Below are 24,911 nucleotides of genomic sequence, written 5' to 3'. Positions count from 1 at the left end.
CAACGCCCCCGACGGGTCGGCGACCACCCGGCGATCACCGGCCGGACACCGGCCGGCGGCCACCGCTCAGCCGCGGAAGCCCAGCATCCCGTGGAGGGTCGTGCCGTGGGCCGTGCGCGACCCGACCTTCGCGTCCAGCGGCTTCGGGTCGGGCAGCGCCGCGCACTCCGCGTCGACCGAGCCGGTGCCGCGCGGCACCGTGCCGTCGCCGAGGTACTCCGCCAGATAGGTGTCCAGGCAGGAGTTCCCGCTGAGCGTGATGCCGTGGTTCCCGCCGCCCCGCTCCACCACGAGGCTGGAGTCGCGCAGCAGCGAGTGCACGACGGCGCCGCCCTCGTACGGGGTGGCCGCGTCGTTCGTCGCCTGGAACAGCAGCACCGGCGGCAGCTCGCCGTTGGTGATGTCCACCGGGCCCAGCCGCTCCGTCGGCCAGAACGCGCACGGCGCGTTGTACCAGGCGTTGTTCCAGGTCATGAACGGCGCCTTCGCGTAGGCCGACCAGTTGTCGGTACGCCACTCGTCCCAGTCGCGCGGCCACTGGGCGTCACGGCACTGCACCGACGTGTAGACGCTGTAGCCGTTGTCCCCCGAGGCGTCCACGGCGCCGAAGTTCTCGTAGGCCTTGACCAGCGGGGCGGTCTCCCCGCTCTTCGCCCAGGCGGCGAACGCCTCGGCGAGGTAGGGCCAGTAGCCGTTGTAGTAGCCGCCCGGCAGGAAGGTGTCCTCCAGCTCCGAGGCGCCCACCCGGCCGTCGGCGGGCTCCTTCGCCAGCGCCGCCCGCATCTCGTACCAGCGGGCCTCGATCCGCGCCGGGTCCGTGCCGAGCCCGTACGCCTTGTCGTTCTTCGCGATCCACGCCATCAGGGCCCGGTGGCGCTCGTCGAAGGCGAGGTCCTGCGTCAGGTTGTCCTCGTACCAGACACCCGTGGGGTCGACGATCGAGTCGAGGACCATCCGCCGTACCCGCTCCGGGTAGAGCTTCGCGTAGACCGCGCCGAGGTAGGTGCCGTACGAGTAGCCGAAGTAGCTGATCTTCGGCGCGCCGAGCGCCGCGCGGATCGCGTCCATGTCGCGCACGGTGCTCGTCGTGTCGATGTACGGCAGCACGCGCGCGTGCTTCTCGGCGCAGGCCTCGGCGAAGGAGCGGGCGCGGGCGAGATTGGCCTGCTCGATCTCCTCGTCGCTCGGTACGGAGTCCGGGCGTACGGTCGCGAAGTGGCCCGGTCGGCAGTCCAGCGCGGGCGTGCTGGCACCCACTCCGCGTGGGTCGAAGCCGATGATGTCGTACTGGGACGCGACCGCCTCGGGCAGCGCCGACGCGACGAATCCGGCGAGCGAGAGCCCTCTGCCGCCGGGGCCGCCGGGGTTGACCAGCAGGGGCCCCTGAGAGGTCTTCGCGGTGTGCGGGACCCGGGACAGCGCCAGCGTGATCTGCTCGCCGCCGGGGTCCGCGTGGTCCAGCGGCACCTTCAGGGACGCGCACTGGAGCGTCGGCCGGTCGGCGGTGGCGCACGCCTTCCAGGCCGGCTCGGCCGCCGGGGCGGCCCGCGCGGCGGGTGACGGGCTCGCGCCGGCGGGCCCGGCGGCGCAGGCCGCTGCCACGACGACGGCGGCGCACAGCACGGCTGCGCGATGGTTCATGGAGTCCTCCCAGGACGGAGGTGGCCGGACCGCGTGGATCACGGCCCTCGCGGCATCGTCCCGGAAAGATCGTCCGAAAGAACACGATCTGTCGATAGTTGACCCGATTGGGGCGGCGGATGCGCTCGAACGCGCTCAGATCAGCGTGAGTTGGGTGGGCCCGGGCGCGGCGGGCTCCTCCTCCTGCTCCGGCGGCCGGATCCGGCGGGGCATCCCCGTGCGCGCGGGGCCGATCCCGTACTCCTCGGCCAGCTCGTGGACCTGACGGGTGATCCGGCGCTGGTACCACTTCGGCGCGTAGGAGCCGTCCGCGTACAGCCGCTCGTAGCGGCGCACCAGGTGCGGGTGGTGCCGCCCGAGCCAGGCCATGAACCACTCGCGGGCCCCGGGCCGCAGATGCAGCGCCAGGGGGGTCACGGAGGTGGCCCCGGCGGCCGCGACGGCCTGCACGGTGGCGCGGAGTTGGGCCGGCTCGTCGGAGAGGAAGGGGATCACCGGCGCCATCAGCACGCCGACGCCGATGCCGTGCGCGGTGAGGACCCGTACGACGTCCAGACGCCGCTCCGGTGCCGGTGTGCCCGGCTCCACCGTGCGCCACAGGGCGGTGTCGGTGAAGCCGACCGAGACGGAGACGCCGATGTCGGTCACCTCGGCGGCCTGCTTCAGCAGGTCGAGGTCGCGCAGGATCAGGGTGCCCTTCGTCAGGATCGAGAACGGGTTCGCGTGGTCGCGCAGCGCGGCCAGGATGCCCGGCATCAGCCGGTAGCGGCCCTCCGCGCGCTGGTAGCAGTCGACGTTCGTGCCCATCGCCACGTGTTCGCCGTGCCAGCGGGGCGAGGCCAGCTGGCGGCGCAGCACCTCCGGCGCGTTCACCTTGACGACGATCTGGGTGTCGAAGTCGATCCCGGTGTCCAGGTCGAGATAGCTGTGCGTCCTGCGGGCGAAGCAGTACACGCACGCGTGTGTGCAGCCCCGGTAGGGGTTCACCGTCCACTCGAACGGCATCCGGGAGGCGCCCGGCACCCGGTTGAGGACCGAGCGGGCCCGGATCTCGTGGAACGTGATGCCGGCGAACTCGGGCGTGTCGAACGTCCTGGTCGTGACCGCGTCCGCGCCGAACAGCGCGGCGTCGGCCGCCCGGTCGTGGCGGGGTTCCACGGTGAGGTTCTCCCAGCGCATGACGCCTCCTCGGTAGCACTGCGCCCCACAATAGAACATGTGTTCCCATGATCGTGCGAAGGCGGCGCGAGGACCTTGCGAAGGCCCTTTTCGATCGCCCGGCGACCGCTTTCGGGCCCCGATTTGGGCGGCCGGGGACCGGGGTGGTTGGCTTGCCCCGAACCCGAAGAACACTGAGCAACACGGACCTGGAGGAACCCCATGGCGCAGGTCGAGGCCACCACCGAGCGCGTCGTCGCGGCGGACCCGGACAAGGTGTTCGACACGCTCGCCGACTACAGCGGCACCCGCGCGAAGCTGCTGCCCGAACAGTTCAGCGAGTACGAGGTGCGCGAGGGCGGCGACGGCGAGGGCACCCTCGTCCACTGGAAGCTCCAGGCCACCAGCAAGCGCGTCCGCGACTGCCTCCTGGAGGTCACCGAGCCGACCGACGGCGAGCTGGTCGAGAAGGACCGCAACTCCTCGATGGTCACCGTCTGGCGCGTCACCCCGGCCGGCGAGGGCAGCTCCCGTGTCGTGATCACCACCACCTGGACCGGCGCCGGCGGCATCGGCGGCTTCTTCGAGCGGACCTTCGCGCCCAAGGGCCTCGGCCGCATCTACGACGCGATCCTCGCCAACCTCGCCACCGAGGTCGAGAAGTAGGGGTACTTGCCGCACCCCGGTGCCGGCGCCCGGCCCAACATCCGGCGGACCGCCGGGTGTTGAGACCGGTTGAGCTTCTTCACCGGTTCGAGTGGTTCTCCCTTGTGACCGGGATGGCGCCGTAACTCGTCGCGCTTGCTCGTAGTTGTCGCTTTACGCGGGAATTGTGGGGCAGGTGCGACGAGGGGAGCGGCACATGGGCGGGACCACTCTGGTGCAGGGCGAGCCGGTCACGGCGGCGCGTCCACAGGGCCCGCGGCCCCCGGCACCGGCCGCCACGACGCCCGCGCCGAGCCCCCGCCGCGTACGGCTGGTCTTCTTCGCCCTGATGCTCGCGCTGCTCCTCGCGGCGCTGGAGCAGATGATCGTCGCCACCGCGCTGCCGAAGATCGTCGGCGAACTGCAAGGCCTGGATCGGATGTCCTGGGCGGTCACCGCCTACCTGCTCACCGCCACCGTCGGACTGCCCGTCTACGGCAAACTCGGCGACCTCCTCGGCCGCAAGGGCGTCTTCCAGTTCGCCATCGTCGTCTTCGTCATCGGCTCCGCCCTCGCCGGGCGGGCGCGGACCATGGACCAGCTGATCGCCTTCCGCGCGGTCCAGGGCATCGGGGCGGGCGGCCTCATGATCGGCGTCCAGGCGATCATCGCCGACATCGTGCCGCCCCGGCGGCGCGGCCGGTTCATGGGGCTCATCGGCGCCGCCTTCGGCCTCGCCTCGGTCGCCGGACCCCTGCTCGGCGGCTACTTCACCGACCACCTCTCCTGGCGCTGGTGCTTCTACGTCAACGTCCCCTTCGGCCTGATCACCCTGGCCGTCGTGGCCCTCGTCCTCGACCTTCCCGCACCGGCCGTGAAGCCCCGGTTCGACGTCCTCGGCGCCCTGCTGCTGGCCGCCGCCTCCACCTGCCTCGTCCTGCTGACCAGTTGGGGCGGCACCGAGTACGCCTGGGACTCGCGCGTCGTCCTCGGCCTCGGCGCCGGGGCGGCCGTCGCCGGCCTGCTCTTCGTCCTCGCTGAGCGCCGCGCCGCCGAACCCCTCATCCCGCTACGGCTGTTCAGGGACCCCGTCTTCAACGTCACCGCACTCGTGGGCCTGGTGACCGGCGTGGCGCTGTTCGGCGCGGCCGTCTACCTGCCCACCTTCCTCCAGATGGTCGACGGCGCCTCCGCCACCGAGTCCGGGCTGCTGATGCTGCCCATGATGGGCGGGATCGTCGGCGCCTCCGTCGTCTCCGGGCAACTCGTCAGCCACACCGGCCGCTACCGGATCTACCCGGTGCTCGGCGGCGCGCTCTCCGCGCTCGGCATGTGGCTGCTGTCCCGCCTGGACGCCGGCACGCCCCGGCTCCACTACAGCCTCTGGATGGCCGTCCTCGGCGCCGGCATCGGCCTCGCGATGCCCGTCCTCGTCCTCGCCGTGCAGAACTCCGTGCGCCCCGCCGACCTCGGCACCGCCACCAGCGCCCACACCTACTTCCGGCAGATCGGCGGCAGCGTCGGCGCCGCCGTCTTCGGCACCCTCTTCGCCGGCCGCCTCACCGACGCCCTGCACGACCGGCTGCCCGCCCGCACGCCCGCCGGCCTGCCCGACCCCGAGTCCCTCACCCCGCAGCTCGTCCACGCCCTGCCCCCGGCCCTGCGCGACGCCTACGTCGGCGCCTACGCCGACGCCATGCCGAGGATCTTCCTCCTTCTCGTGCCGGTGCTGGTGGTCGGCCTGCTCGTCGCCTGCTTCCTCAAGGAGAAACCGCTGGTGTCCCACCCCACCGCCGCAACGGAACCCGGGCCCGGGCCCGCCCCCGTCCCGCAGGCCCGCTCCCACCTCCAGGGCGCGGACACGCCCCTGTCGCCGCGCTCGCCCTACACCGCCGGTGTCCCCGTCTGCGGCACGGTGCAGCACTCGGACGGAACCGTCGTGCCGCACGCCGCGCTCACGCTCATCGACGTCGCCGGGCAGCAGGTCGGGCGCGGCGCCAGCGGCGAGGACGGACGGTACGCGCTGTCCACGCCGGGCCTCGGGGCGTACGTCCTGATCGCCGCCGCCGGCGGCCATCAGCCGCAGGCCGTCGCCGTCACCGTCGGCGAGCGGCCCGTCGAGCTGGACGTCGTCCTCGGCGGCGCCGGACGCCTCGCCGGAACCGTCGTCACCGCCGACGGCACCCCGGTGCGCGACGCCGTCGTCACCCTCACCAACGTGCGCGGCGAGGTCGTCGCCGCCACCCGCAGCGGACGCGAGGGCGGCTACGTCATCACCGACCTGGTGGCCGGCGAGTACACCCTCGCCGGCAGCGCGCCCGCCTACCGCCCGGCGGCGCTGCCGGTCACCGTCCAGGCCGCCCGGGAGACCCGGCAGGACGTCGAGCTGGCGGGCGGCGCCGTGCTGCGCGGCACCGTCCGGGCCGGTGGAGGACGGCCGGTGGAGGACGCGCGCGTGACCCTCCTCGACGCGGCGGGCAACGTCGTCGACACGCTCACCACGGGCCCCGACGGCACCTTCCGTTTCGTCGACCTGTCCTCCGGCGAGTACACCGTCATCGCCGCCGGCTATCCGCCGGTCGCCACCGTCCTCCAGGTCGCCGGGGGCGGCCGCACCGAGCGCGACCTGCAACTCGGCCACGAGGACTGACTCTCCGTCAGCCGCAGGAGGGGCGGCGTACCCCGGCGCGCCCCGGTGAAACCAATTCCAGAATTGCCGCACATCGCGGCGGGTGCCCGCCGTACGGTGGGGGCTGCGGGACAGATCTTGCGTAGCTCTGGGGAGAGAGGGCCTGGGCCATGGACCGTGGCACCGAGAGGGACGCATCTCCCCGCCGCGGAGCGGGTGGTGGCACGGCGGACGACGCCGTGGACGCCGGCCGCGTCCCGCTGGCCGTCGTCGTGGTCGACCGCGAGGGCCTCGTCTCCCACTGGAGCACCGGCGCACGCCGGCTCTTCGGTGTCCCCAAGGACGAGGCGATAGGCCAGGTCGCCGTCGACCTGCTGCCCGTCTCCGGCGCCCTGCCCGAGCCCGAGGACGACCCGCCGTACGGCGAGTACGGAGCCTACGACGGACTGGGGCCCGGTCTGGAGTCCTCCCTCGACCGCGGACTCAGCTACCCGGCCGCCGGACGGGCCCGGCTGACCGTGCCCGAGCGAAGCGGGACGGGGGTGGCCCCGGCCGAAGGCCCGGGGAGCGACCGCGTCGACGTGCTGTGGTGGGCGTACCCCCTGGTCGGCCCCGGCCGGGAGCGCCTCCTGGTGCTCGCCGCCGACGCGGCCGGACTGCACCGGACGCAGCCCCATGACAGCGGTGACAGCGGTGACGGCACCGACGGCGCGGACAGAGCCGCCTTCGAGCGCCTCGCGCCCGGCTTCGCCCTGCACACCGACTTCCCCGGCGCCGAGGAACTGGCCCGCCGGCTCCCCGAGATCCTGCCCAGCATGAGCGTCGGTGAGGGCGTCCGCATCGTCGCGCAGATCCTCGAACTCGGCTATCCGGTACTGGAGTTCAGCAAGAACGAACGGGTGCCGGTGACCCCCGACTGGGGTGTCGCCCGGCGCGTGGAACGCAGAGCCCGCCGTGCGCGGGCCGCCCGCGCCGTCGCCGAGGGCCGGCCCCTGCCGCGCGACGTCGCCGAGGAGGCCGAGGACCTCGAATACACGGCCGTCCGCGAGCGGCTGGAGTTCCTCAACGAGGTCAGCGGGAAGATCGGCACCTCCCTCGACCTCTCCCACACCATCGTCGAGGTCAGCAGAGCCGTCGTCCCCCGCTTCACCGACGTCGCCGGCACCTACCTGCGCGAGCAGGTCGTCGCCGGCGAGGGTTTTCCCGACGGGGTGCCGGACACCCGGACCATGTGGCACCGGGTGGCCCTCGAACACACCGACGAACCCGGCCGCTGGGACGACGTCGTACCGGTCGGCGAGGCGATGCCCTTCCCGGCGCACACCCCGTTCTTCCAGTGCATGACCACCGGCGAGCCCGTGCTCGTGCCGCGGATCAGCGAGCAGCTGGGCCACGCCATCGCCTCGCAGTTCGACAAGCGCGACATCCGGCCCCTGATCACCGGCCGCTCCATGCTCGTCGTCCCGCTGAAGGCCCGGAACGTCGTCCTCGGCTTCATGATCCTGCTGCGCCACCCGGAGCGCGCCGAGTTCAACGACATGGACCGGGTCACCGGTGCCGAACTCGCCGCCCGCGCGGGCCTCGTGCTCGACAACGCGCGCATGTACACCTACCAGGAGAGCGTCGCCGAGACCCTCCAGGACAGCATGCTGCCGCACATCCCGCCGCGCATGGCGGGCTGCGACATCGCCACCCGCTACCTGCCGGGCACGTTGCTGGGGCGGGTCGGCGGCGACTGGTTCGACTCCGTGAAACTCCCCGGCGCCCGGACCGCCCTCGTCGTCGGCGACGTCATGGGACACGGCCTGCACTCGGCCGCGATGATGGGCCAGTTGCGCACGGCCGTGCAGACCATGGCCGCCCTGGACCTGCCGCCCGCCCAACTCCTGCGCAACCTCGACGACCTGGCGCAGCGGCTCGGCGACACCTACCTCGCCACCTGCCTGTACGCCGTCTACGACCCGATCGAGAGTGAACTCCACCTCGCCAACGCCGGCCACATCCCGCCGGTGCTGGTCCGGGCCGTGGACGGCCGCAGCGAACTGCTCCAGCTGCCCACCGGCGCCCCGATCGGCGTCGGCGGGGTGCCCTTCGAGTCGGTCCGGGTGCGGGTGGAGCCCGGCGACCGGCTGGTGATGTGCACCGACGGGCTGGTGGAGGTGCGCGGCGAGGACATCGGCGTGGGCCTCGCGACCCTCTGCGAGTCCGCCGCCCACCCGGCCGCCTCCATGGACGCCGCCTGCGACACCATCATCCGCGCCCTCAACACGCGCGGCGGCCGCAAGGACGACGTGGCCCTGCTGATGGCCCGGCTCAACGGCATCGCCCCCGACGACGTCGCCGAATGGCGCTTCCCGCTCGACCCGGCGGAGGTGTCCCGGGCCCGCGCCGCGGTCCGGGAGCAGCTCCACGACTGGGGGCTGGCGAAACTGGCGTACACCGCCGAGCTGATGGTCGGCGAGCTGGTCACGAACGCCGTACGGCACTCCCACCGGCGGCCCGTCGCCCTGCGGCTGGTGCGCGGTGAGACGCTGCTGTGCGAGGTGGACGACGACGATCACGAGTTGCCGACCCTGCTCAGTGCCGGACCCGGTGACGAGGCCGGGCGAGGGCTGCGGGTGGTGAGCACACTGGCCCGGGAATGGGGGACCAGCCGTACCGGCGCGGGCAAGTCGGTGTGGTTCGAACTGACCCTGCCCAGGCGCTGACCCCTTCCACCTGCCGCCCGCGACCCCGCGGGCGCACCACGGCGCACGCTTGTCGAACGAGGAGTGAAGGAACCGCGCATCCTGCTTGTAGCGGAACCCCGGGAGCGATAGACCGTACTCGCCCGTCACTCACGGCGGATCGGCGTCGCACCCTGGGGAGTTGTGCATGAGCGTGACCATGCGGTACCGGGAGGCCTGGGAGGGCTTCTGGCGCGAGGCCTCCGAGGAACCGGGCGCGGTGTTCTGGGACGCGGACCCGAAGGTGACCGCGGCCCGCCACCTCGCCCTCTTCGAACCCCGGCTCCTGGACTCGGGACTGCCGATGGTGGACCTCGGCTGCGGCAACGGGACCCAGACACGGTTCCTCGCCGACCGTTTCCGGCATGTCGTCGGCGCCGACCTGTCCGCCGCCGCCCTCGACCACGCCCGGCGCGCCGACCCCGCCGGGCAGGCGGCGTACCGGCTGCTGGACGCCGTCGAGAAGGGCGCCGCCGAGACGCTGCACGCCGAACTCGGCGACGCCAACGTCTACATGAGGGGCGTCCTGCACCAGTGCGAGTCCGCCGACCGGCAGCCCCTGGTGGACGGGATCGCCGCGCTGGTGGGGGAGCGCGGCCGGGCGTTCCTGGTCGAACCGGCCGAGGCCGCGGGCCCCGTCCTCGGCGGTCTCGCCCAGAGCCCCGACGGACCGCCGCCGAAGCTCGCGCCGATCTTCCGGCACGGCATCGCCCCCGGCGAGGTCGCCGACGACGCGATGCCCGTCCATCTGGCCGCGGCCGGTCTCACCGTCCTGGCCTCCGGCGAAATGCCGCTCGTCACCACCGAGTTCACCTCCGACGGCACCCGCATCGAGCTGCCGTCGAAGTGGTTCGTGGTGGGCCGTTCCGAGTGACGGCGATCACAGCGAAGTCGGCTCCGTCGTCTGTCACATGTGCGGGGCGCCGCGTGTCAGGGGGGTGAAGGAAGTCGCCGAACCCCGCTGAGGAGCTGCTGCCATGTCCACCGCCTACGTCGTCGTCACCGTCCTCGGAGCCGTCCTGGCGGGCTTCTCGGCCGCCTCGGTCTTCTTCGGGGCCGAGTGGACCGTGAAGCCGCTGGCCGACTACGGAGTGCCGCGCGCCTGGTGGCCGTGGCTCGGCGCGGCCAAGGCCGCCGGGGCGGCCGGTCTGCTCGCCGGACTGGCCGTGCCCGTGATCGGGGTGGTGGCCGCTGCCGGGCTGGTGCTCTACTTCCTCGGGGCCGTGGTCACCGTGCTGCGGGCCCGCTGGTTCTCGCACGTGGCGTTCCCGCTCGTCTACGCGGCACCGGCGGTGGCCTCGCTGGTGCTGGCGTTCTGACGCGGGGCGGGCGCCCGCCTCCCGCCGACGGGCACGAGGGGCGGCCGGGGATCCCGGCCGCCCCTCGGTCACGCGGTCACGGCCGCCCGCCGTGTCCCCGCCCGCCCCGCGGTCATCCGCCCGCCGTCGGTCCGTCCGGCACCGCCACCTCCGTGGCCGCCAGCCGCTCCCGGTCCGCCACCACGTCGATCGCGGTGATGCCGTCCTCCGTGACCGTGAAGAGCAGCACCAGCCGCAGCCGGCCGTGCGGCGCCATCGCCAGGCCGACCCGGCCGTCGAGCAGGGCGAGACCGGTGAACAGGGCGCGGCCGGTCGCCGCCATCGCCCCCTCGGCGACGGGCCGGGCCCCGGCGACCGTGACGGGCCGGGGCGTCGGCACCACGAACCGGTCGGCGGTGAGCACGACGTCCGGGTGCAGCAGGGCCAGCAGGGCCTCGAAGTCGCCGCCGCGGGTGGCCGCCAGGAACGCGCCGACCGCCGCCCGCTGCCTCGCCCGGTCCGCGATCGCCGCCGGGGACTCGGGGGCCGGTCCGCCGCCCCGCACACGTCGGCGGGCCCGGCTGGCCAGCTGCCGGGTCGCCGTCGGTGTCCGGTCGATCAGCGGGGCGATGTCGTCGAACGGCACGGCGAACAGGTCGTGCAGCACGAACGCCAGCCGCTCGGCCGGGGCGAGGGTGTCCAGGACGACCAGCAGGGCCACCCCGACCGAGTCGGCCAGCAGCGCCTCCTCCTCGGGGTCCGCGCCCGCCAGGGAAGGCTCGTCGGCCTGTGCGTCGAGGGGCACCTCGGGCCGTGTCCGGCGGGCGCGGAGCATGTTCAGGCACACCCGGCCCAGGACCGTGGTCAGCCAGCCGCCGAGGTTCTCCACCTCGCCGAGGTCGGCCTTGGCCGCCCGCAGCCAGGTCTCCTGCACCGCGTCCTCGGCCTCGGCCGACGAGCCGAGCATGCGGTAGGCGACCGCCCGCAGACGCGGCCGCTCCGCCTCGAATCGTTCCGGCGGCAGGAAGTGCGTGATCATGACCGGTCCCCGTTCGTCGCTGCGGCGCGGGTGCGCGCACGGAGATCAGAACACGCTCACGGGGACCGGGAGAAGCGTGGCGGGGGTCAGGCCGCGGTCAGCCTGGCCAGCGTGTCCTCGAAGGAACGGGCGTCCTCCGGGGGCCGGTTGTACGGCAGCCTGGCGAGCAGCGCGGCCATCCCGCAGGTGTTGGTCACGCCGGAGAAGACCAGGCCCGCGCCGATCATCCCGGACAGCCAGTGGGCGGGCCGCCGGGCCAGCCCCGCGGCGAAGCCGGTGAGGACCAGGGAGCCCGCGACCAGGCGGACCTGACGGTCCATCGGCCAGCGGGACCGCGACCCGGCCGGGCGTTCCACGGGGTGGCCGGCCGACGCCCAGCCGCTGGTGCCGCCCTCCAGGGTCGCCGCCTCGACGCCCAGCGCCGCGAGCCGCTCGCAGCCCTGGGCGGAGCGGGCCCCGGAGGCGCATACGATCAGCAGCGGCCCGCGTGCGGCGGCCGCCGTCAGGGCGGGTACGGCCGCGGTGAGCCGGTCCAGCGGGACGTTGTGGGCGCCGGGCAGCCGGCCGCCGGCGAATTCGCCGGGGGTGCGGACGTCGACGACGGTGAACTCGGTGAACCGGGCGCTCGCCTCGGCGGGGGTGATGCGGGCCGGGGCGGCCGGGGGACGGGTCACGGAACAGAACCTTTCGGTGGGGTGTTGCCCCACGGGTAGGATACCCATGGGGGTATAGGAGGAGGAATCGTGCAACTCGACATGTCGGCCGAGGAGCTGAAGTCGGCGCTCAACCGGCTGCGGCGGGCCCAGGGGCAGCTCGCGGGAGTGATCCGGATGATCGAGGAGGGCCGGGACTGCGAGGACGTGGTCACCCAGCTCGCGGCGGTCTCCCGGGCCCTGGACCGGGCCGGTTTCGCGATCATCGCGACCGGGCTGGAGCAGTGCATGACCAGCGAGGACCCGGAGATCCGTGACTCCGCGCAGATGCGGGCCCGGCTGGAGAAGCTCTTCCTGTCGCTGGCCTGACCGGCCGCCGGCCCGCGCCTCGCTCCCGGGGCGCCCGGGCCGTCCCCGGCCCGCACGGCCGGTCACGGAACGGCCGGTCATAGCGCGCCCGGTCGCCGGTCACCGTGCGCCCGGTCGGGGGAGGGCCGGTCACCGCAGGGCCGCGAGTCCCATGCCCGCCGCGACCGCAAGCAGCACCGCGCCGAAGACGCGCTGAAGGGTCCCGGCGGACACCTTCGCCGCCAGCCGTCTGCCGTCCCACGCCCCCAGCACGGCGGTCGCCAGGAACGGCAGGATCAGCGCCCAGTCCAGCTCCACCGCCGTGTACGCCCGGGCGCCCAGGGCCACCAGCGCGTTGGCGACGATCACCAGCAGGCTCGTGCCCACCGCCGCGTCCATCGGCACGGCCAGCACCGCCACCAGCGCCGGTACGGCGAGGAAGCCGCCGCCCACGCCGAGGAACCCGGTCACCGCGCCCAGCCCGGCGCCGGCGCCCAGGGCCCGGACCCCCGAAACCCGGCCGCCCGGGCGCGGGGTGCGGCGGCGCAGCATACGGACGGCGGCCAGGGCGGCCAGCGCCGCGAACATCAGCGTCAGCACGGTCTCCGGGATCCGGGCGGACAGGGCGCCGGCCACGGCGGCCGGGATCACCCCGGCCGCCGCGAAGAGCAGGCCGGCCCGCCGGCGCACCGCGCCCGCCCGGGCGTGGGCGACCAAGGCGGTGACCGAGGTGACGATCACGATCACCAGCGCGCCGGTGGTGGCCGCCGCCGGGGCGAAACCGAGCAGACCGACCAGGGCCGGCACGGTCAGGATGCTGCCGCCCGCCCCCAGCGCGCCCAGGGCCAGCCCGACCAGGCCGCCGGCGAGCAGCGCCAGGACCAGCGCGCTCATATGACGGTCCCGGCGGCGCCGCTGCCCGTCCGGACGGGCAATCCCAGGGCCGCCCAGTCGCGCATGCCGCCCACCACGTCGACCGAGGCCACGCCCCGCTCGGCGAGCAGGGCGGCGGCCCGCCGCGAACGGTTGCCGGAGCGGCAGACAGGGACGAGGTCCCGGCCTGTGGGGAGGTCCGCGGTGCCGTCGGCGAGCGCGGCCGGCGCGACCTGCACGGCGCCGGGCGCGTGACCGGCCCGGAACTCGTCCGGCTCACGGACGTCCAGCAGGACGGCCGTACCGTCCCGCAGGAGCCGGTGGGCCAGGGCGGGGGTGATGCGGGAGTTCGGCATCGTAGGCATTCCTCGGTGTTTCGCGGTGCTTGTCGTCGGTCTCGTCGGTCTCGTCGTCCGGAGGCGGAGGCGGTCAACCCCGGGAGGCGGGGGCGACGAGGGGGAGGCCGGCCTCGGCCGCCGCGGGGTAGCCGTCGTCGACGGCCACCACCCGCCTGCCGGCGGCGTCGAGGAGGGACGCGGCCACGGCCGCGCGCAGCCCGCCCGCGCAGTGCACCCAGACCGTGCCCGGCGGCACCTCGGCCAGCCGCCGGTGGAGCTGGTGGACCGGGATGTGGGTGCTGCCCTCGATCCAGCCGTCCGCCCGCTCGCCGTCCCGCCGGACGTCGAGCACGGTCACGTCCTCGCGGCGCGCGCGGGCGGCGGCCAGACCGGCGAACGTGGACCGGGGGAAGGACACCGGCCGTGCCCCGTCGGCGAGCCAGTCGGCGGGCCCGCCGACGGCCGCGGCGGCCGGGCGGTCGATGCCGACCCGGGCCAGTTCGCGCTGGGCGCGGGCGACGTCCTCGGCGTGCGCGGCGAGCAGCGTCACCGGCTTGCCCCACGGGATCAGCCAGGCCAGGTAGGTGGCGAGCTGCCCGTCGACCTCGAAGTTGAGCGAACCGGCCACGTGCCCGTCGGCGAACGCCGTCCGGCTGCGCAGGTCCACCACCCACTCGCCGGCCGCCAGCCGCCGGGCGATCTCGGCCGCGTCGGCGCGCCGGGGCGGGGTCAGGTCGAGCGGGGCGGGGCCGCCGGCGTTGGCCGGGCCCATGTGCGCGTAGTACGCGGGGACGTCCTCCAGCCCGGCCAGCAGCTCCTTCACGAAGGTGTCCACGTCCTGCGTGAGCGCCGGGTTGGCCGCCTTCTCGGCGCCGATCGTGCTGTGCGCGCCGCCGGCCCGCGTGGAGGAGCAGAAGCTGCCGAAGCCATGGGTGGGAAGGACGGCGACCTCGTCGTCCAGGCCGGCCGCGAGCCGGTGCGCGGAGGCGTGCTGGGCACGGGCGAGACGCTCGGTCAGCCGGGGCTCGACGAGGTCGGGGCGGCCCACGCCGCCGATCAGCAGCGAGCCCCCGGTGAAGGCGGCCACCGGCCGGCCGGACTCCTCCAGCACGTACGCGGTGTGGTGCGGGGTGTGCCCCGGTGTGGCCACCGCCCGCAGCACCAGGTCCTCGTCGACCGGCTCCACGTCCCCGTCGGCGACCGGCACGCGCGCGTACGCCACCTCGGCCCCGGCCGGCACCAGATAGCGGGCCCCGGTCAGCCGGGCCAGCTCCAGTCCGCCGCTCACGTAGTCGTTGTGCACATGGGTCTCGGCGACGGCGACGATCCGTACCCCGCGCCGGGCCGCGGCGGCGATCACCCGGTCGATGTCGCGCGGCGGGTCCACGGCCACCGCGGCCCGGGCGCCGCCCGCCAGATGGCTGCGGTTGCCCAGCCCCTCGGTCTCCACGACGTCGGCAAAGAACACGGCACTCTCCCTCGCTGAGAAATTACCCCCGGGGGTATCTGTCGTCCACCGTAACAGAGATACCCCGGGGGGTATTCCGCGCTCGCGGTGGTACGCCGCGCCGGCCGGGGATGACACCGTGTCCCCACGCACACCCGCATCCCGCGCAGGAGACACGACCCGGTGAACCCACGCCCCCTCGACGCCCTCGACCTGCGGCTGCTCCAGGCGCTCCAGCTCGACGGACGCGCGCCGTTCAGCCGGATCGCGCAGGTGCTGGGGGTCTCCGACCAGACCGTGGCCCGGCGCTTTCGCCGGCTGCGCACCACGGCGGGGCTGCGCGTCCTCGGCATGACCGACGACAGCCGGCTCGGCCGCAGCAGCTGGATCGTCCGGCTGGGCTGCACCCCGGACGTCGCCGACCGGCTCGCGGCCGCCCTCGCCGCCCGCCCCGACACCCTCTACGTCGGGCTGGTCTCCGGCGGCACCGAGGTGATGTGCGCGATGCGCCCCCGCAGCCGCCAGGAACGCGACGACCTGCTCCTCGGCCGGCTCCGGCGCACCCCGCGGATCACCTCCGTCACCGCCCACTGCCTGCTCCACCACTTCTACGGCGGATCCCTCGGCTGGCTCACGAAGATCAACGCGCTCACCCCGGACCAGACGGCCGCCCTGTGCCCGCCGCCGGCCCCGCCCGCCGCCGGTCCGGTGCGGGTCGACGAGGACGACGAGCGGCTGCTCGGCCTGCTCCGCGAGGACGGGCGGGCCACGCTCACCGAACTCCAGCACGCCACCGGCCTGACGGAGTCGGTCGTCACCCGGCGCCTGGAACGCCTGCGGACGACCGGCGTGCTCTACTTCGACGTCCAGCACGACACCGAACCCCTCGGCCAGGAGGTCGAGGCGATGCACTGGCTCACCGTGGAGCCCGCCGCCCTCGCCGCCGCCGGCCGCGCCCTGGCCGCCCACCCGGAGGTCCGGTTCGCCGCCGCGACCACCGGTACGGCCAACCTCGTCGCCGCCACCCTGCACGCCGGACCCGCCGACCTGTACGTCTACCTCAGCGAGCGCGTCGGCGCGCTCGACGGCGTACGGGCGGCCGAGACCGTACTGACCCTCCGTCAGGTCAAACAGCTCACCTACGAGCGGAGTCGCACCCCGGGCAATCCGGGCACCGCCCGCTAAGCTCAGGGATCCCCTGGACCGGATCGGGACGGAGCCCGGGCATGAAGATCCTCATCAGCGCCGACATGGAGGGCGCCACCGGTGTCACCTGGCCCGCCGACGTGCTGCCCGGGACGCCGCAGTGGGAGCGCTGCCGGGCGATGTTCACCTCGGACGTCGACGCGGCCGTCCTCGGCTTCCTCGACGGCGGCGCCGACGAGGTGCTGATCAACGAGGCCCACTGGACCATGCGCAACCTGCTCCTCGAACGGCTCGACGAGCGGGCGCAGATGCTCACCGGCAAGCACAAGGACCTCTCCATGGTGGAAGGCGTGCAGCACGGCGACGTCGACGGCGTCGCCTTCGTCGGCTACCACGCCGGCGCAGGCATGGAGGGCGTCCTCGCCCACACCTACCTCGCCAACTCCGTCACCGGCGTCTGGCTGAACGGCGTACGGGCCAGCGAGGGCCTGCTCAACGCCCATGTCGTCGCCGAGTACGGCGTCCCGGTCGTCCTCGTCACCGGCGACGACGTGGCCTGCGAGGACGCCCTCGGCTACGCGCCCGGCGCGCTGAAGGTCGCCGTCAAGGACCATGTCTCGCGATACGCGGCCGTGTGCCGGACGCCGGCCCGCACCGCCGCCGACATCCGGGCCGCCGCGAAGGAGGCCGCCGCGCTGGCGGTCCGCCGCGAGGCGGTACGCGGCGGGCCGTTCACCGTCGAGGTGGAGTTCGACGCCGAACACCTCGCGCGGGCCGTCACCGTCGTCCCGGGCGTGAACCGGGCCGGCGAACGCCGGATCGCCTACACCAGCGGCACGATGTACGAGGGCATCCGTACCTTCAAGGCGGTGACCACGATCGCCTCCGCGGCGATCGAGGAGCAGTATGGCTGAGGAGCACCATGGCTGACGCACAGGCGAGGGACGAGGTCGTCCGGTTCACCTCCGACCTCATCCGGATCGACACCACCAACCGGGGCGGCGGCGACTGCCGCGAGCGGCCCGCCGCCGAGTACACGGCCGCGCTGCTCGCAGGCGCGGGGGTGGAACCGACGCTCCTCGAACGCACCCCGGGGCGCACCAACGTCGTCGCCCGGATCGAGGGCACCGACCCGTCCGCCGACGCGCTGCTCGTCCACGGCCACCTGGACGTCGTCCCCGCCGAGGCCGCCGACTGGAGCGTGCACCCCTTCTCCGGGGAGGTGCGCGACGACGTCGTGTGGGGGCGCGGCGCGGTCGACATGAAGAACATGGACGCGATGATCCTGGCGGTCGTGCGGGCCTGGGCCCGCCAGGGCGTCCGGCCCCGCCGCGACCTCGTGCTGGCCTTCACCGCCGACGAGGAGGCCAGCGCCGAGGACGGCTCCGGCTTCCTCGCCGACCGGCACGCCGGGCTCTTCGAGGGCTGCACGCAGGCCATCGGCGAGTCCGGGGCGTTCACCTTCCACGACGGTGCCGGGCACGAGATCTACCCGATCGCGGCGGGGGAGCGCGGCACCGGCTGGCTGAAGCTCACCGCGCGCGGCCGCGCCGGGCACGGCTCCAAGGTCAACCGGGACAACGCGGTGACCCGGCTGGCCGCCGCCGTCACCCGGATCGGTACGCACGAGTGGCCGCCGCGGCTCACCCCGACCGTGCGCGCCGCGCTCACCGAACTCGCCGCGCTGTACGGCATCGAGCCCGACCTCGACGACGTCGACGGCCTGCTGAAGAAGCTCGGCCCGGCCGCCTCCCTCGTCGAGGCGACCGTCCGCAACAGCGCCAACCCGACCATGCTGAACGCCGGTTACAAGATCAACGTGATTCCGGGGGAGGCCGTCGCGTACGTCGACGGGCGGTATCTCCCGGGCGGCGAGGACGAGTTCACCGCGACCCTCGACCACCTCACCGGCCCCGACGTCGACTGGGAGTTCGAGCACCGCGAAGTCGCCCTCCAGGCGCCGCTGGACACCCCCCTCTACGCCCGGATGCGCGCCGCCGTCGAGGAGTTCGCGCCCGAGGGGCACGTCGTGCCGTACTGCATGTCCGGCGGCACGGACGCCAAGCAGTTCTCCCGGCTCGGGATCACCGGCTACGGCTTCGCGCCGCTGCGGCTGCCCGTGGGCTTCGACCACCAGGCGATGTTCCACGGCGTCGACGAACGCGTCCCCGTGGAGGCGCTCCGGTTCGGTGTCCGCGTCCTCGACCGTTTCCTGCGCACGGCCTAGGCGAGCGGGGGAGAACGTGCACATCCTGCCGTACGGTTCCTGGCCCTCACCCATCGACGCGCGACTCGCCGCCGCGCACGACGGGCGGCCCGAGTACGTCGGTTTCGTCGGCGAAGAGGTCTGGTGGACCGCGCCCCGCCCCGCCGAGGGCGGCCGGCGCACCCTGGTGCGCCGGCACGTGGACGGCACCGAGGAGTCCGTCCTGCCCGCCCCCTGGAACGTCCGCAGCCGGGTCGTCGAGTACGGCGGCCGGCCCTGGGCGGGAGCCGTACGCGAGGGCGGCCCCCTGGTGGTGTTCGTGAACTTCGCCGACCAGCGGCTGTACGCCCACGAGCCCGGGAGCGAACCGCGCCCGCTCACCCCCGTCTCGCTTGTGGGCGCGGGACTGCGCTGGGCGGAGCCGCAGGTGCTTTTGGAGCGGGGCGAAGTGTGGTGCGTGCTGGAGGAGTTCACCGGCGAGGCGCCCACCGACGTGCGCCGGGTCCTGGCCGCCGTACCGCTGGACGGATCGGCGGCCGGGGACCGCGGGGCCGTGCGCGAACTCACCGACGACCGGCGGCGGTTCGTCACCGGGCCCCGGCTCTCGCCGGACGGCCGCCGGGCCGTCTGGCTGGCCTGGGACCATCCGGCGATGCCGTGGGACGCGACGGAGGTGGTCGTCGCCGAGGTCACACCCGACGGGCGACTGAGCGGTCCGCACGTGGTGGCCGGCGGGGAGCGGGAGTCCGTCGCGCAGGCCGACTGGGCGGCGGACGGCTCTCTGCTGTACGCGAGCGACCGCGGCGGCTGGTGGAACCTGTACCGCGACCACGAACCGGTGTGCCCGCGCGAGGAGGAGTTCGGCGGGGCGCTGTGGAAACTCGGGCACCAGTGGTTCGCGCCGCTGGACGACGGCCTGGTCGCCGCCGTCCACGGCCGGGGAGCCACCGCGCTCGGCATCCTCGACCCGGAGAGCGGCGAACTGGTCGACGCGGCCGGCCCGTGGACGGAGTTCACCGCCACGCTCGCCGTGCGCGGCGACCGGGTCGTCGCCGTGGCGGCCTCCCCGCGCAGCGCGTACGAGGTCGTGGAACTGGACGCGCGCACCGGCCGGGCCCGCGTGATCGGGGCCGCGCACGACGACGCGGTGGACCCGGCGTACTACCCGGAACCGCAGATCCGTACCTTCACCGGTCCCGAGGGCCGCGAGATCCACGCCCACGTCTACCCGCCGCACAACCCGGGCTGCGTCGCCCCCGGCAACGAACTGCCGCCGTACATCGTCCACGCGCACGGCGGGCCCACCGACCGGGCGCCCCTCGTGCTGGACCTGGAGATCGCCTACTTCACCTCCCGGGGCATCGGCGTCGCCGAGGTCGACTACGGCGGCTCGACCGGATACGGGCGGGAGTACCGGGAGCGGCTGCGCGAACAGTGGGGTGTGGTCGACGTCGAGGACTGCGCGGCCGTCGCGCTGGCGCTCGCCGACGAGGGCACAGCCGACCGCCGCCGGCTGGCGATCCGGGGCGGCAGCGCGGGCGGCTGGACCGCCGCCGTGTCCCTGACCGGCACGGACGTGTACGCCTGCGGCACCATCAGCTACCCCGTCCTCGACCTGGAGGCCTGGGCGACCGGCGGGACCCACGATCTGGAGTCCCGCTACCTCGACGGCCTCGTCGGACCGCTCGCCGAGGTGCCCGCCCGCTACGCCGAGCGCTCACCGGTGGCCCACGCCGACCGGATCACCGTGCCGTTCCTGCTGCTCCAGGGCCTGGACGACGTGATCTGCCCGCCCGCGCAGGCCGAGCGGTTCCTCGCCCGGCTGGCGGGACGGCGGGTGCCGCACGCCCACCTCACCTTCGAGGGGGAGGGGCACGGATTCCGGCGGGCGGCGACGATGGTGCGGGCACTGGAGGCCGAACTGTCCCTGTACGCTCAGGTGTTCGGGTTGCGTCCGCCCGGCGTCCCCGTATTGGAGCTGGTGCAGTGAAGGATCTCGTGCGTCCGTCCAGGCTCGCCCCCGGTGCCCGCGTCGCCGTCGTCGCGCCCAGCGGACCCATTGTGGAGGAACGGCTCCAGGCGGGCCTCGACCTGCTGCGCGGCTGGGACCTCGACCCGGTCGCCGCGCCCCATGTCCTCGACCGCGACCCGGGACTCGGCTACCTGGCGGGCACGGACGCCGACCGCGCCGCCGACCTCCAGCGGGCCTGGTGCGACCCGTCCGTCGACGCGGTGCTCTGCGCCCGCGGCGGCTACGGCGCCCAGCGCGTCGTCGACCTGCTCGACTGGGACGCGATGCGGGCGGCCGGACCGAAGGTGTTCGTCGGCTTCAGCGACAGCACTGCACTGCACGAGGCGTTCGCCGTCCGTCTCGGCCTGGTCACCCTCTACGGCCCCGTGGCCAGCGGCGCCGACTTCATCAAGAACACCCGGACCCAGGACCACCTCAGGGCCACCCTCTTCGCCCCGGAGACCGTCCGCACCCTCACCTCCTCCGGCACCGCCCTCGCGCCCGGCCGCGCCCGGGGCGTCACCCTGGGCGGCTGCCTGGCGCTGCTCGCCACCGGATACGGCACCCCGCACACCCGGGCCGGGGCGCGCGGCGGGCTGCTCCTGCTCGAGGACGTGGCGGAGCCGCCGTACGCCGTCGACCGGGCCCTGACACAGCTGCTGCGCACCGGCTGGCTGGACGGCGTGACCGGCATCGGGCTCGGCTCCTGGGACCGGTGCGGGAGCTACGAGGAGCTGCGGCCGGTGCTCGCCGACCGGCTCGGCGGGCTGGGAGTCCCGGTCGTCGAGGAGCTGGGGTTCGGGCACTGCGAGGGGGCCGTGACCGTACCCCTCGGCGTCGGCGCCGTCCTGGACGCGGACGCGGGGACGCTCACGCTCGACGAGCCCGCCCTGCGCTGACGGGTCACCCCCCCGGGACGGTTCTCACCGTGCGTGAGGGCCGCGGCGGGCTCACCCTGGGGGTATGAGCCCGAAGACCTCGAAGACGACCGAGCGCAGCGGGAAGCACGGCGGCAGACGTATGGAGGTGACGCCCGCGCGGGTCACCGTGCTGGTGCTCGCCGTCCTCACCCTGATCTTCATCTTCCAGAACACCGACGACACCGAGATCAGGCTGCTGATCCCCGAGGTGACCATGCCGCTCTGGGCGGCCCTCCTCGCCACGGCGCTCGTCGGCGCCCTGTGCGGGGCGTACTTCATGAGGCGCCGCCGCTAGCACCGGTCCCAGCCGGTTCGCCGCCGTAGGGTGACCGGATGCCGCACACCGCATCGCGCTACCTCGCCGAAGGACCCCGTGTGGGGATACGCCACTACACGTACGCGGACGGGGCGGAGTTCACCGCCCGGGTCCGCGAGAGCGAGGACCTGCACCGCCCCTGGCTGTTCCCGCCGGCCACCCCCGAGGCGTACACCGCGTACGCGGGCCGGCTGATCGAGGATCCGACGAAGGCCGGGTTCCTGGTGTGCGAGAAGGACCCGGGGGAGGGCGACGGGAAGGGGGCCGGGGCCCTCGCGGGGTTCGTCAACATCAACAACATCGTCCACGGCGGGTTCCTCTGCGGCGCCCTCGGCTACGGCGCCTTCGCGCACGCGGCGGGGCGCGGGCTGATGCGCGAGGCGCTCGGACTCGTCGTCGGGTACGCGTTCGGGCCGATGCGGCTGCACCGGCTGGAGATCAACGCGCAGCCCGGGAACACCGCCTCCCTCGCCCTCGCCCGCTCCTGCGGCTTCCGGCGGGAGGGCTTCTCCCCGAAGATGATCTACATCGACGGGGAGTGGCGGGACCACGAACGGTGGGCGATCACCGCCGAGACGCGGGCTTCCGGTTGACCTTCATCGTGTCGAGGTCGGTGACGGTCGAGCGCAGCCCGGTGAAACCGTGGCCCAGCTCCCGCAGGGCCGTCTCCGCCCGGTCCTCGGCGAGCGCGCCCGCCATCTCCTCGCCGTCCGCCGCGTCCGACACCACCACATAGCGCATCGAGAAGTGCTTCAGCGGCGACGGCTCGTACGTCAGCGTGCCCTCCTCGGTGAACCGCATGCTGGTCAGACCGTGGTCGGCGGCCTCGGTGAGCAGCCGGGCACGGCCCTCCTCGGTGAGCCCGTCCCAGGTGCCCCGGACGATCACCCGGTAGGTGTGCTGCTCGCTCACGATCACTCCTCGTGCCACTCGACTCGTCGGACCGTCGACCCTACGTCGGCGCGGCTGCCGCGCACGCGGAATTTCGCCGGGCCCAGGTCCGGCGGGAGCCGCCGCCGAGTTAGCCTCCCGGGCCGGCGGGTACCCGACGCGCCATGGAAGGTACCCAGCACCTGGAGCACGCCGGCCTGCCCGGCTCGGCCGCCGGGCTGATCGCCGCACTGATCGCCGCGGTGGTCCTCGGCGTCGTGGCGTACGCGCTGCGCGGCCCCACCCGGCCCCACGCGCCGTCCCGGACCCGGCACGCGGACGCACCGGCCGACGGGCCGGAGCTGCCCGCCCCGCCGGGCCGGGTCGTCGGCGGCACGCCGCCCGCGGGGCCGCCCGGCGGCCTGGGCATCGTGTACCCGCCGATGCCGCCCACCGCGCCCGGCGCCCGGGTGCCGGAGCCCGGCCGGGCGCCCCGCCTCGACGACCTCGACCCCGAGCACCCGCACCACCGCGGATGAGCCCCCGCCGGCATCCGGACACCCCTTCGGAAGGAGCGCGGTAGCCGATGGACACCGCCGAACTCACCGACCTCGGACAGCAGCTGCGGGTGGACAGCGTGCGCGCCGCCGCCGCCGCGGGATCCGGGCACCCGACGTCCTCGATGTCGGCCGCGGACCTGATGGCGGTCCTGCTGGCGCACCACCTCCGCTACGACTTCGACCGCCCCGCCCACCCGGGCAACGACCGCCTCGTCCTGTCCAAGGGCCACGCCTCGCCCCTGCTCTACGCCGCCTACAAGGCGGCCGGCGCGATCGGCGACGACGAACTGCTCACCTTCCGCACGCTCGGCAGCCGGCTCGAAGGGCACCCGACCCCGCGTCGGCTGCCGTGGGTCGAGACGGCCACCGGGTCGCTCGGCCAGGGCCTGCCCGTGGGCGTCGGCATCGCCCTTGCCGCGCTGCGGCTGGACCGCTCCGCCGCCCGGGTGTGGGTGCTGTGCGGGGACAGCGAGCTGGCGGAGGGCTCCGTGTGGGAGGCCGCCGAGCACGCCGGGCACGAGCACCTGGACAACCTCGTCGCGATCGTCGACGTCAACCGGCTCGGCCAGCGCGGCCCCACCCGGCACGGCCACGACCTCGACGCCTACGCCCGCCGCTTCCAGGCCTTCGACTGGCACACCGTGCGCGTCGACGGGCACGACGTGGACGCCGTCGACCGCGCCTGCGCCGAGGCGCTCTCCACCCGGGGGCAGCCCACCGCGATCCTCGCGCGCACCATCAAGGGCAAGGGCGTCGCCTCCGTCCAGGACCGCGAGGGCCTGCACGGCAAGCCGCTGCCCGACGCGGAGGCGGCGATCGCGGAACTCGGCGGGATCCGCGGCCTGCGCGTGCGGGTGCACGAACCGGCCGACGCCCGCCTGCTGCACTCCGTCCCCACCGGCCGGCTCGACCTGCCCCGCTGGGAGGAGGGCGAGGAGGTGGCCACCCGTGACGCCTACGGGAAGGCCCTCGCCGCCCTCGGCACCGTCCGCGAGGACGTCGTCGCCCTCGACGGCGAGGTGAGCGACTCCACCCGCGCCGAGTACTTCGCCAAGGCCCACCCGGAACGTTTCTTCGAGTGCTACATCGCCGAGCAGCAGCTCGTCGCCGCCGCGGTCGGGATGGCGACGCGCGGCTGGGTGCCGTACGCCTCCACGTTCGCGGCCTTCCTGACCCGGGCCCACGACTTCGTGCGGATGGCGTCGGTCGGCGGGGCCGGGATCAACCTGGTCGGCTCGCACGCCGGAGTGGCCATCGGGCAGGACGGGCCGTCGCAGATGGGTCTTGAGGATCTCGCGATGTTCCGCGCCGTGCACGGCTCGACCGTGCTGTACCCGTGCGACGCCCACCAGACCGCCCGCCTCGTCACCGCCATGGCCGGCCTCGACGGCATCCGCTATCTACGCACCTCGCGCGGCGCCGGACCGGTGCTCTACGGGCCCGACGAGGAGTTCCCGGTCGGCGGCAGCAAGGTGCTGCGTTCCTCCGGCCGGGACCGGGTGACCGTCGTGGCGGCCGGGGTCACCGTGCACGAGGCGCTGCGGGCCGCCGACGCGCTCGCCGGCGAGGGCATCGCGGTGCGGGTCGTCGACCTGTACTCGGTCAAGCCCGTCGACCGGGCCGTGCTGCGGCGGGCCGCCGAGGAGACCGGCTGTCTGCTGACCGTGGAGGACCACCACGAGGAGGGCGGCCTCGGGGACGCCGTCCTCGACGCCTTCACCGACGGGCGGCCCGTGCCCCGCCTGGTGCGGCTGGCCGTCCGGACGATGCCGGGCTCGGCGTCCCCGCGGGAGCAGCTGCACGCCGCCGGTATCGACGCCGACGCGATCGCCGTGTCGGCCCGGCTGCTGGTGGAGCACGCGGTCGTGCCGTGAATCCGCCGCCGCGCTCGCGCGCGGCGGCGGCCGAGAGGACGATGAGGGCGCATGCCGGCCGACGCCGCCGAGCGTCGACGGGCACCCACGAGTACGGACGCGTACGGACACGCGATCACGGGTACGAACGAGTGCAGGCAAATACGGACGAAGGGGTCCGTGAGGGAACGGAGAGGGGTATCGACCGCACAGGGTCGGCCGGTGCCGCGGGGT

At 74.3% G+C, this 24,911-nt stretch carries 23 protein-coding genes; 15 read left to right on the top strand and 8 right to left on the bottom strand.

All coding sequences use genetic code 11. The annotated features are described in order from the left end of the window. Window positions 1-66: 66 nt before the first annotated feature. Window positions 67-1,641 carry an alpha/beta hydrolase gene (locus IE275_RS16575; RefSeq protein ID WP_189712063.1) on the bottom strand — a complete coding sequence of 525 codons (1,575 nt, stop codon included), beginning with the start codon at window positions 1,639-1,641 and terminating at the stop codon, window positions 67-69. A gap of 135 nt (window positions 1,642-1,776) precedes the next feature. Beyond that, complete coding sequence (locus IE275_RS16570) at window positions 1,777-2,820, bottom strand: Rv2578c family radical SAM protein (RefSeq protein ID WP_189712062.1); 1,044 nt, start codon at window positions 2,818-2,820, stop codon at window positions 1,777-1,779. A gap of 201 nt (window positions 2,821-3,021) precedes the next feature. Between IE275_RS16570 and IE275_RS16565 the strand changes: the two genes are divergently transcribed. The 5 genes from IE275_RS16565 to IE275_RS16545 all read left to right on the top strand — a co-directional run bounded on the left by IE275_RS16565 (window position 3,022) and on the right by IE275_RS16545 (window position 10,118). Beyond that, complete coding sequence (locus tag IE275_RS16565) at window positions 3,022-3,465, top strand: SRPBCC family protein (RefSeq protein WP_189712061.1); 444 nt, start codon at window positions 3,022-3,024, stop codon at window positions 3,463-3,465. Between the two features lie 196 nt (window positions 3,466-3,661). Next, entirely contained in the window at window positions 3,662-6,094 is a 2,433-nt protein-coding gene (locus IE275_RS16560; protein ID WP_189712060.1) for an MFS transporter, read from the top strand. Window positions 6,095-6,243: 149 nt separating this feature from the next. Further along, window positions 6,244-8,781, top strand: a complete 2,538-nt coding sequence (locus tag IE275_RS16555; protein ID WP_189712059.1) for a SpoIIE family protein phosphatase — start codon at window positions 6,244-6,246, stop codon at window positions 8,779-8,781. Between the two features lie 166 nt (window positions 8,782-8,947). Beyond that, window positions 8,948-9,673 carry a class I SAM-dependent methyltransferase gene (locus IE275_RS16550; RefSeq protein ID WP_189712058.1) on the top strand — a complete coding sequence of 242 codons (726 nt, stop codon included), beginning with the start codon at window positions 8,948-8,950 and terminating at the stop codon, window positions 9,671-9,673. Between the two features lie 103 nt (window positions 9,674-9,776). Beyond that, complete coding sequence (locus tag IE275_RS16545; RefSeq protein ID WP_189712057.1) at window positions 9,777-10,118, top strand: DoxX family protein; 342 nt, start codon at window positions 9,777-9,779, stop codon at window positions 10,116-10,118. Between the two features lie 112 nt (window positions 10,119-10,230). Here IE275_RS16545 and IE275_RS16540 read toward each other — a convergent pair whose 3' ends face one another. Next, complete coding sequence (locus IE275_RS16540; RefSeq protein ID WP_189712056.1) at window positions 10,231-11,136, bottom strand: sigma-70 family RNA polymerase sigma factor; 906 nt, start codon at window positions 11,134-11,136, stop codon at window positions 10,231-10,233. An 86-nt stretch (window positions 11,137-11,222) separates the two neighbouring features. Continuing rightward, complete coding sequence (locus tag IE275_RS16535; protein ID WP_229870267.1) at window positions 11,223-11,810, bottom strand: rhodanese-like domain-containing protein; 588 nt, start codon at window positions 11,808-11,810, stop codon at window positions 11,223-11,225. Window positions 11,811-11,879: 69 nt separating this feature from the next. On the opposite strand from IE275_RS16535, the gene IE275_RS16530 reads away from it, so the two are divergent. After that, on the top strand, window positions 11,880-12,158 hold the full coding sequence (locus IE275_RS16530) for a metal-sensitive transcriptional regulator (protein WP_189712054.1): 279 nt from the start codon (window positions 11,880-11,882) through the stop codon (window positions 12,156-12,158). A 129-nt stretch (window positions 12,159-12,287) separates the two neighbouring features. On the opposite strand, the gene IE275_RS16525 is transcribed toward IE275_RS16530, so the two are convergent. The 3 genes from IE275_RS16525 to IE275_RS16515 all read right to left on the bottom strand — a co-directional run bounded on the left by IE275_RS16525 (window position 12,288) and on the right by IE275_RS16515 (window position 14,816). Continuing rightward, window positions 12,288-13,031 (bottom strand): sulfite exporter TauE/SafE family protein, encoded by a 744-nt coding sequence (locus tag IE275_RS16525; protein WP_189712053.1) that lies wholly within the window; start codon window positions 13,029-13,031, stop codon window positions 12,288-12,290. After that, window positions 13,028-13,366, bottom strand: coding sequence for a rhodanese-like domain-containing protein (locus IE275_RS16520; protein ID WP_229870266.1), 339 nt, complete (start codon window positions 13,364-13,366; stop codon window positions 13,028-13,030). Before IE275_RS16520 ends, IE275_RS16525 begins: the two co-directional genes overlap by 4 nt. A 73-nt stretch (window positions 13,367-13,439) precedes the next feature. Next, window positions 13,440-14,816 carry an MBL fold metallo-hydrolase gene (locus IE275_RS16515; protein ID WP_189712051.1) on the bottom strand — a complete coding sequence of 459 codons (1,377 nt, stop codon included), beginning with the start codon at window positions 14,814-14,816 and terminating at the stop codon, window positions 13,440-13,442. 162 nt (window positions 14,817-14,978) lie between these two features. Here IE275_RS16515 and IE275_RS16510 point away from each other — a divergent pair, with 162 nt between their 5' ends. From IE275_RS16510 to IE275_RS16480, 7 genes are all read left to right on the top strand, one after another. Further along, a complete protein-coding gene (locus tag IE275_RS16510; RefSeq protein ID WP_189712050.1) occupies window positions 14,979-15,980 on the top strand; it encodes an Lrp/AsnC family transcriptional regulator in 1,002 nt (333 codons plus the stop codon). Between the two features lie 41 nt (window positions 15,981-16,021). Continuing rightward, the gene (locus IE275_RS16505) at window positions 16,022-16,855 is read left to right on the top strand and encodes a M55 family metallopeptidase (RefSeq protein WP_189712049.1); all 834 of its coding nucleotides are present in this window, start codon (window positions 16,022-16,024) and stop codon (window positions 16,853-16,855) included. 8 nt (window positions 16,856-16,863) lie between these two features. Then, entirely contained in the window at window positions 16,864-18,168 is a 1,305-nt protein-coding gene (locus IE275_RS16500; protein ID WP_189712048.1) for a M20/M25/M40 family metallo-hydrolase, read from the top strand. 16 nt (window positions 18,169-18,184) lie between these two features. Beyond that, the gene (locus tag IE275_RS16495; protein WP_189712047.1) at window positions 18,185-20,137 is read left to right on the top strand and encodes a prolyl oligopeptidase family serine peptidase; all 1,953 of its coding nucleotides are present in this window, start codon (window positions 18,185-18,187) and stop codon (window positions 20,135-20,137) included. Further along, the gene (locus IE275_RS16490) at window positions 20,134-21,057 is read left to right on the top strand and encodes a S66 peptidase family protein (RefSeq protein ID WP_189712046.1); all 924 of its coding nucleotides are present in this window, start codon (window positions 20,134-20,136) and stop codon (window positions 21,055-21,057) included. The genes IE275_RS16495 and IE275_RS16490 overlap by 4 nt, the downstream gene beginning before the upstream one ends. Before the next feature lie 64 nt (window positions 21,058-21,121). Continuing rightward, window positions 21,122-21,373 carry a LapA family protein gene (locus IE275_RS16485; RefSeq protein WP_189712045.1) on the top strand — a complete coding sequence of 84 codons (252 nt, stop codon included), beginning with the start codon at window positions 21,122-21,124 and terminating at the stop codon, window positions 21,371-21,373. Between the two features lie 38 nt (window positions 21,374-21,411). Then, window positions 21,412-21,987 carry a GNAT family N-acetyltransferase gene (locus IE275_RS16480; protein WP_189712044.1) on the top strand — a complete coding sequence of 192 codons (576 nt, stop codon included), beginning with the start codon at window positions 21,412-21,414 and terminating at the stop codon, window positions 21,985-21,987. Here the strand turns inward: IE275_RS16480 and IE275_RS16475 are convergent. After that, entirely contained in the window at window positions 21,959-22,306 is a 348-nt protein-coding gene (locus IE275_RS16475; protein WP_189712043.1) for a DUF6204 family protein, read from the bottom strand. The two genes, IE275_RS16480 and IE275_RS16475, sit on opposite strands and share 29 nt — an antisense overlap. A 143-nt stretch (window positions 22,307-22,449) precedes the next feature. Here IE275_RS16475 and IE275_RS16470 point away from each other — a divergent pair, with 143 nt between their 5' ends. Both IE275_RS16470 and IE275_RS16465 read left to right on the top strand, forming a co-directional pair. Continuing rightward, the gene (locus IE275_RS16470) at window positions 22,450-22,803 is read left to right on the top strand and encodes a hypothetical protein (RefSeq protein WP_189712042.1); all 354 of its coding nucleotides are present in this window, start codon (window positions 22,450-22,452) and stop codon (window positions 22,801-22,803) included. Between the two features lie 47 nt (window positions 22,804-22,850). Then, on the top strand, window positions 22,851-24,698 hold the full coding sequence (locus IE275_RS16465) for a transketolase (protein ID WP_189712041.1): 1,848 nt from the start codon (window positions 22,851-22,853) through the stop codon (window positions 24,696-24,698). Window positions 24,699-24,911: the final 213 nt, after the last annotated feature.

Source organism: Streptomyces phaeofaciens (assembly GCF_014648915.1).
Classification (GTDB): Bacteria; Actinomycetota; Actinomycetes; order Streptomycetales; family Streptomycetaceae; genus Streptomyces; species Streptomyces phaeofaciens.
This window is presented reverse-complemented; position numbering and strand designations above follow the sequence as displayed.

Excerpts from the sequence above, each read along its gene's own strand:
- IE275_RS16470 (WP_189712042.1), top strand. The coding sequence starts at position 22,450 with ATGGAAGGTACCCAGCACCTGGAGCACGCCGGCCTGCCCGGCTCGGCC.
- IE275_RS16485 (WP_189712045.1), top strand. The coding sequence starts at position 21,122 with ATGAGCCCGAAGACCTCGAAGACGACCGAGCGCAGCGGGAAGCACGGC.
- IE275_RS16555 (WP_189712059.1), top strand. The coding sequence starts at position 6,244 with ATGGACCGTGGCACCGAGAGGGACGCATCTCCCCGCCGCGGAGCGGGT.
- IE275_RS16505 (WP_189712049.1), top strand. The coding sequence starts at position 16,022 with ATGAAGATCCTCATCAGCGCCGACATGGAGGGCGCCACCGGTGTCACC.
- IE275_RS16560 (WP_189712060.1), top strand. The coding sequence starts at position 3,662 with ATGGGCGGGACCACTCTGGTGCAGGGCGAGCCGGTCACGGCGGCGCGT.
- IE275_RS16520 (WP_229870266.1), bottom strand. The coding sequence starts at position 13,366 with ATGCCGAACTCCCGCATCACCCCCGCCCTGGCCCACCGGCTCCTGCGG.
- IE275_RS16545 (WP_189712057.1), top strand. The coding sequence starts at position 9,777 with ATGTCCACCGCCTACGTCGTCGTCACCGTCCTCGGAGCCGTCCTGGCG.
- IE275_RS16480 (WP_189712044.1), top strand. The coding sequence starts at position 21,412 with ATGCCGCACACCGCATCGCGCTACCTCGCCGAAGGACCCCGTGTGGGG.
- IE275_RS16500 (WP_189712048.1), top strand. The coding sequence starts at position 16,864 with ATGGCTGACGCACAGGCGAGGGACGAGGTCGTCCGGTTCACCTCCGAC.
- IE275_RS16565 (WP_189712061.1), top strand. The coding sequence starts at position 3,022 with ATGGCGCAGGTCGAGGCCACCACCGAGCGCGTCGTCGCGGCGGACCCG.
- IE275_RS16570 (WP_189712062.1), bottom strand. The coding sequence starts at position 2,820 with ATGCGCTGGGAGAACCTCACCGTGGAACCCCGCCACGACCGGGCGGCC.
- IE275_RS16550 (WP_189712058.1), top strand. The coding sequence starts at position 8,948 with ATGAGCGTGACCATGCGGTACCGGGAGGCCTGGGAGGGCTTCTGGCGC.
- IE275_RS16575 (WP_189712063.1), bottom strand. The coding sequence starts at position 1,641 with ATGAACCATCGCGCAGCCGTGCTGTGCGCCGCCGTCGTCGTGGCAGCG.
- IE275_RS16525 (WP_189712053.1), bottom strand. The coding sequence starts at position 13,031 with ATGAGCGCGCTGGTCCTGGCGCTGCTCGCCGGCGGCCTGGTCGGGCTG.
- IE275_RS16465 (WP_189712041.1), top strand. The coding sequence starts at position 22,851 with ATGGACACCGCCGAACTCACCGACCTCGGACAGCAGCTGCGGGTGGAC.
- IE275_RS16540 (WP_189712056.1), bottom strand. The coding sequence starts at position 11,136 with ATGATCACGCACTTCCTGCCGCCGGAACGATTCGAGGCGGAGCGGCCG.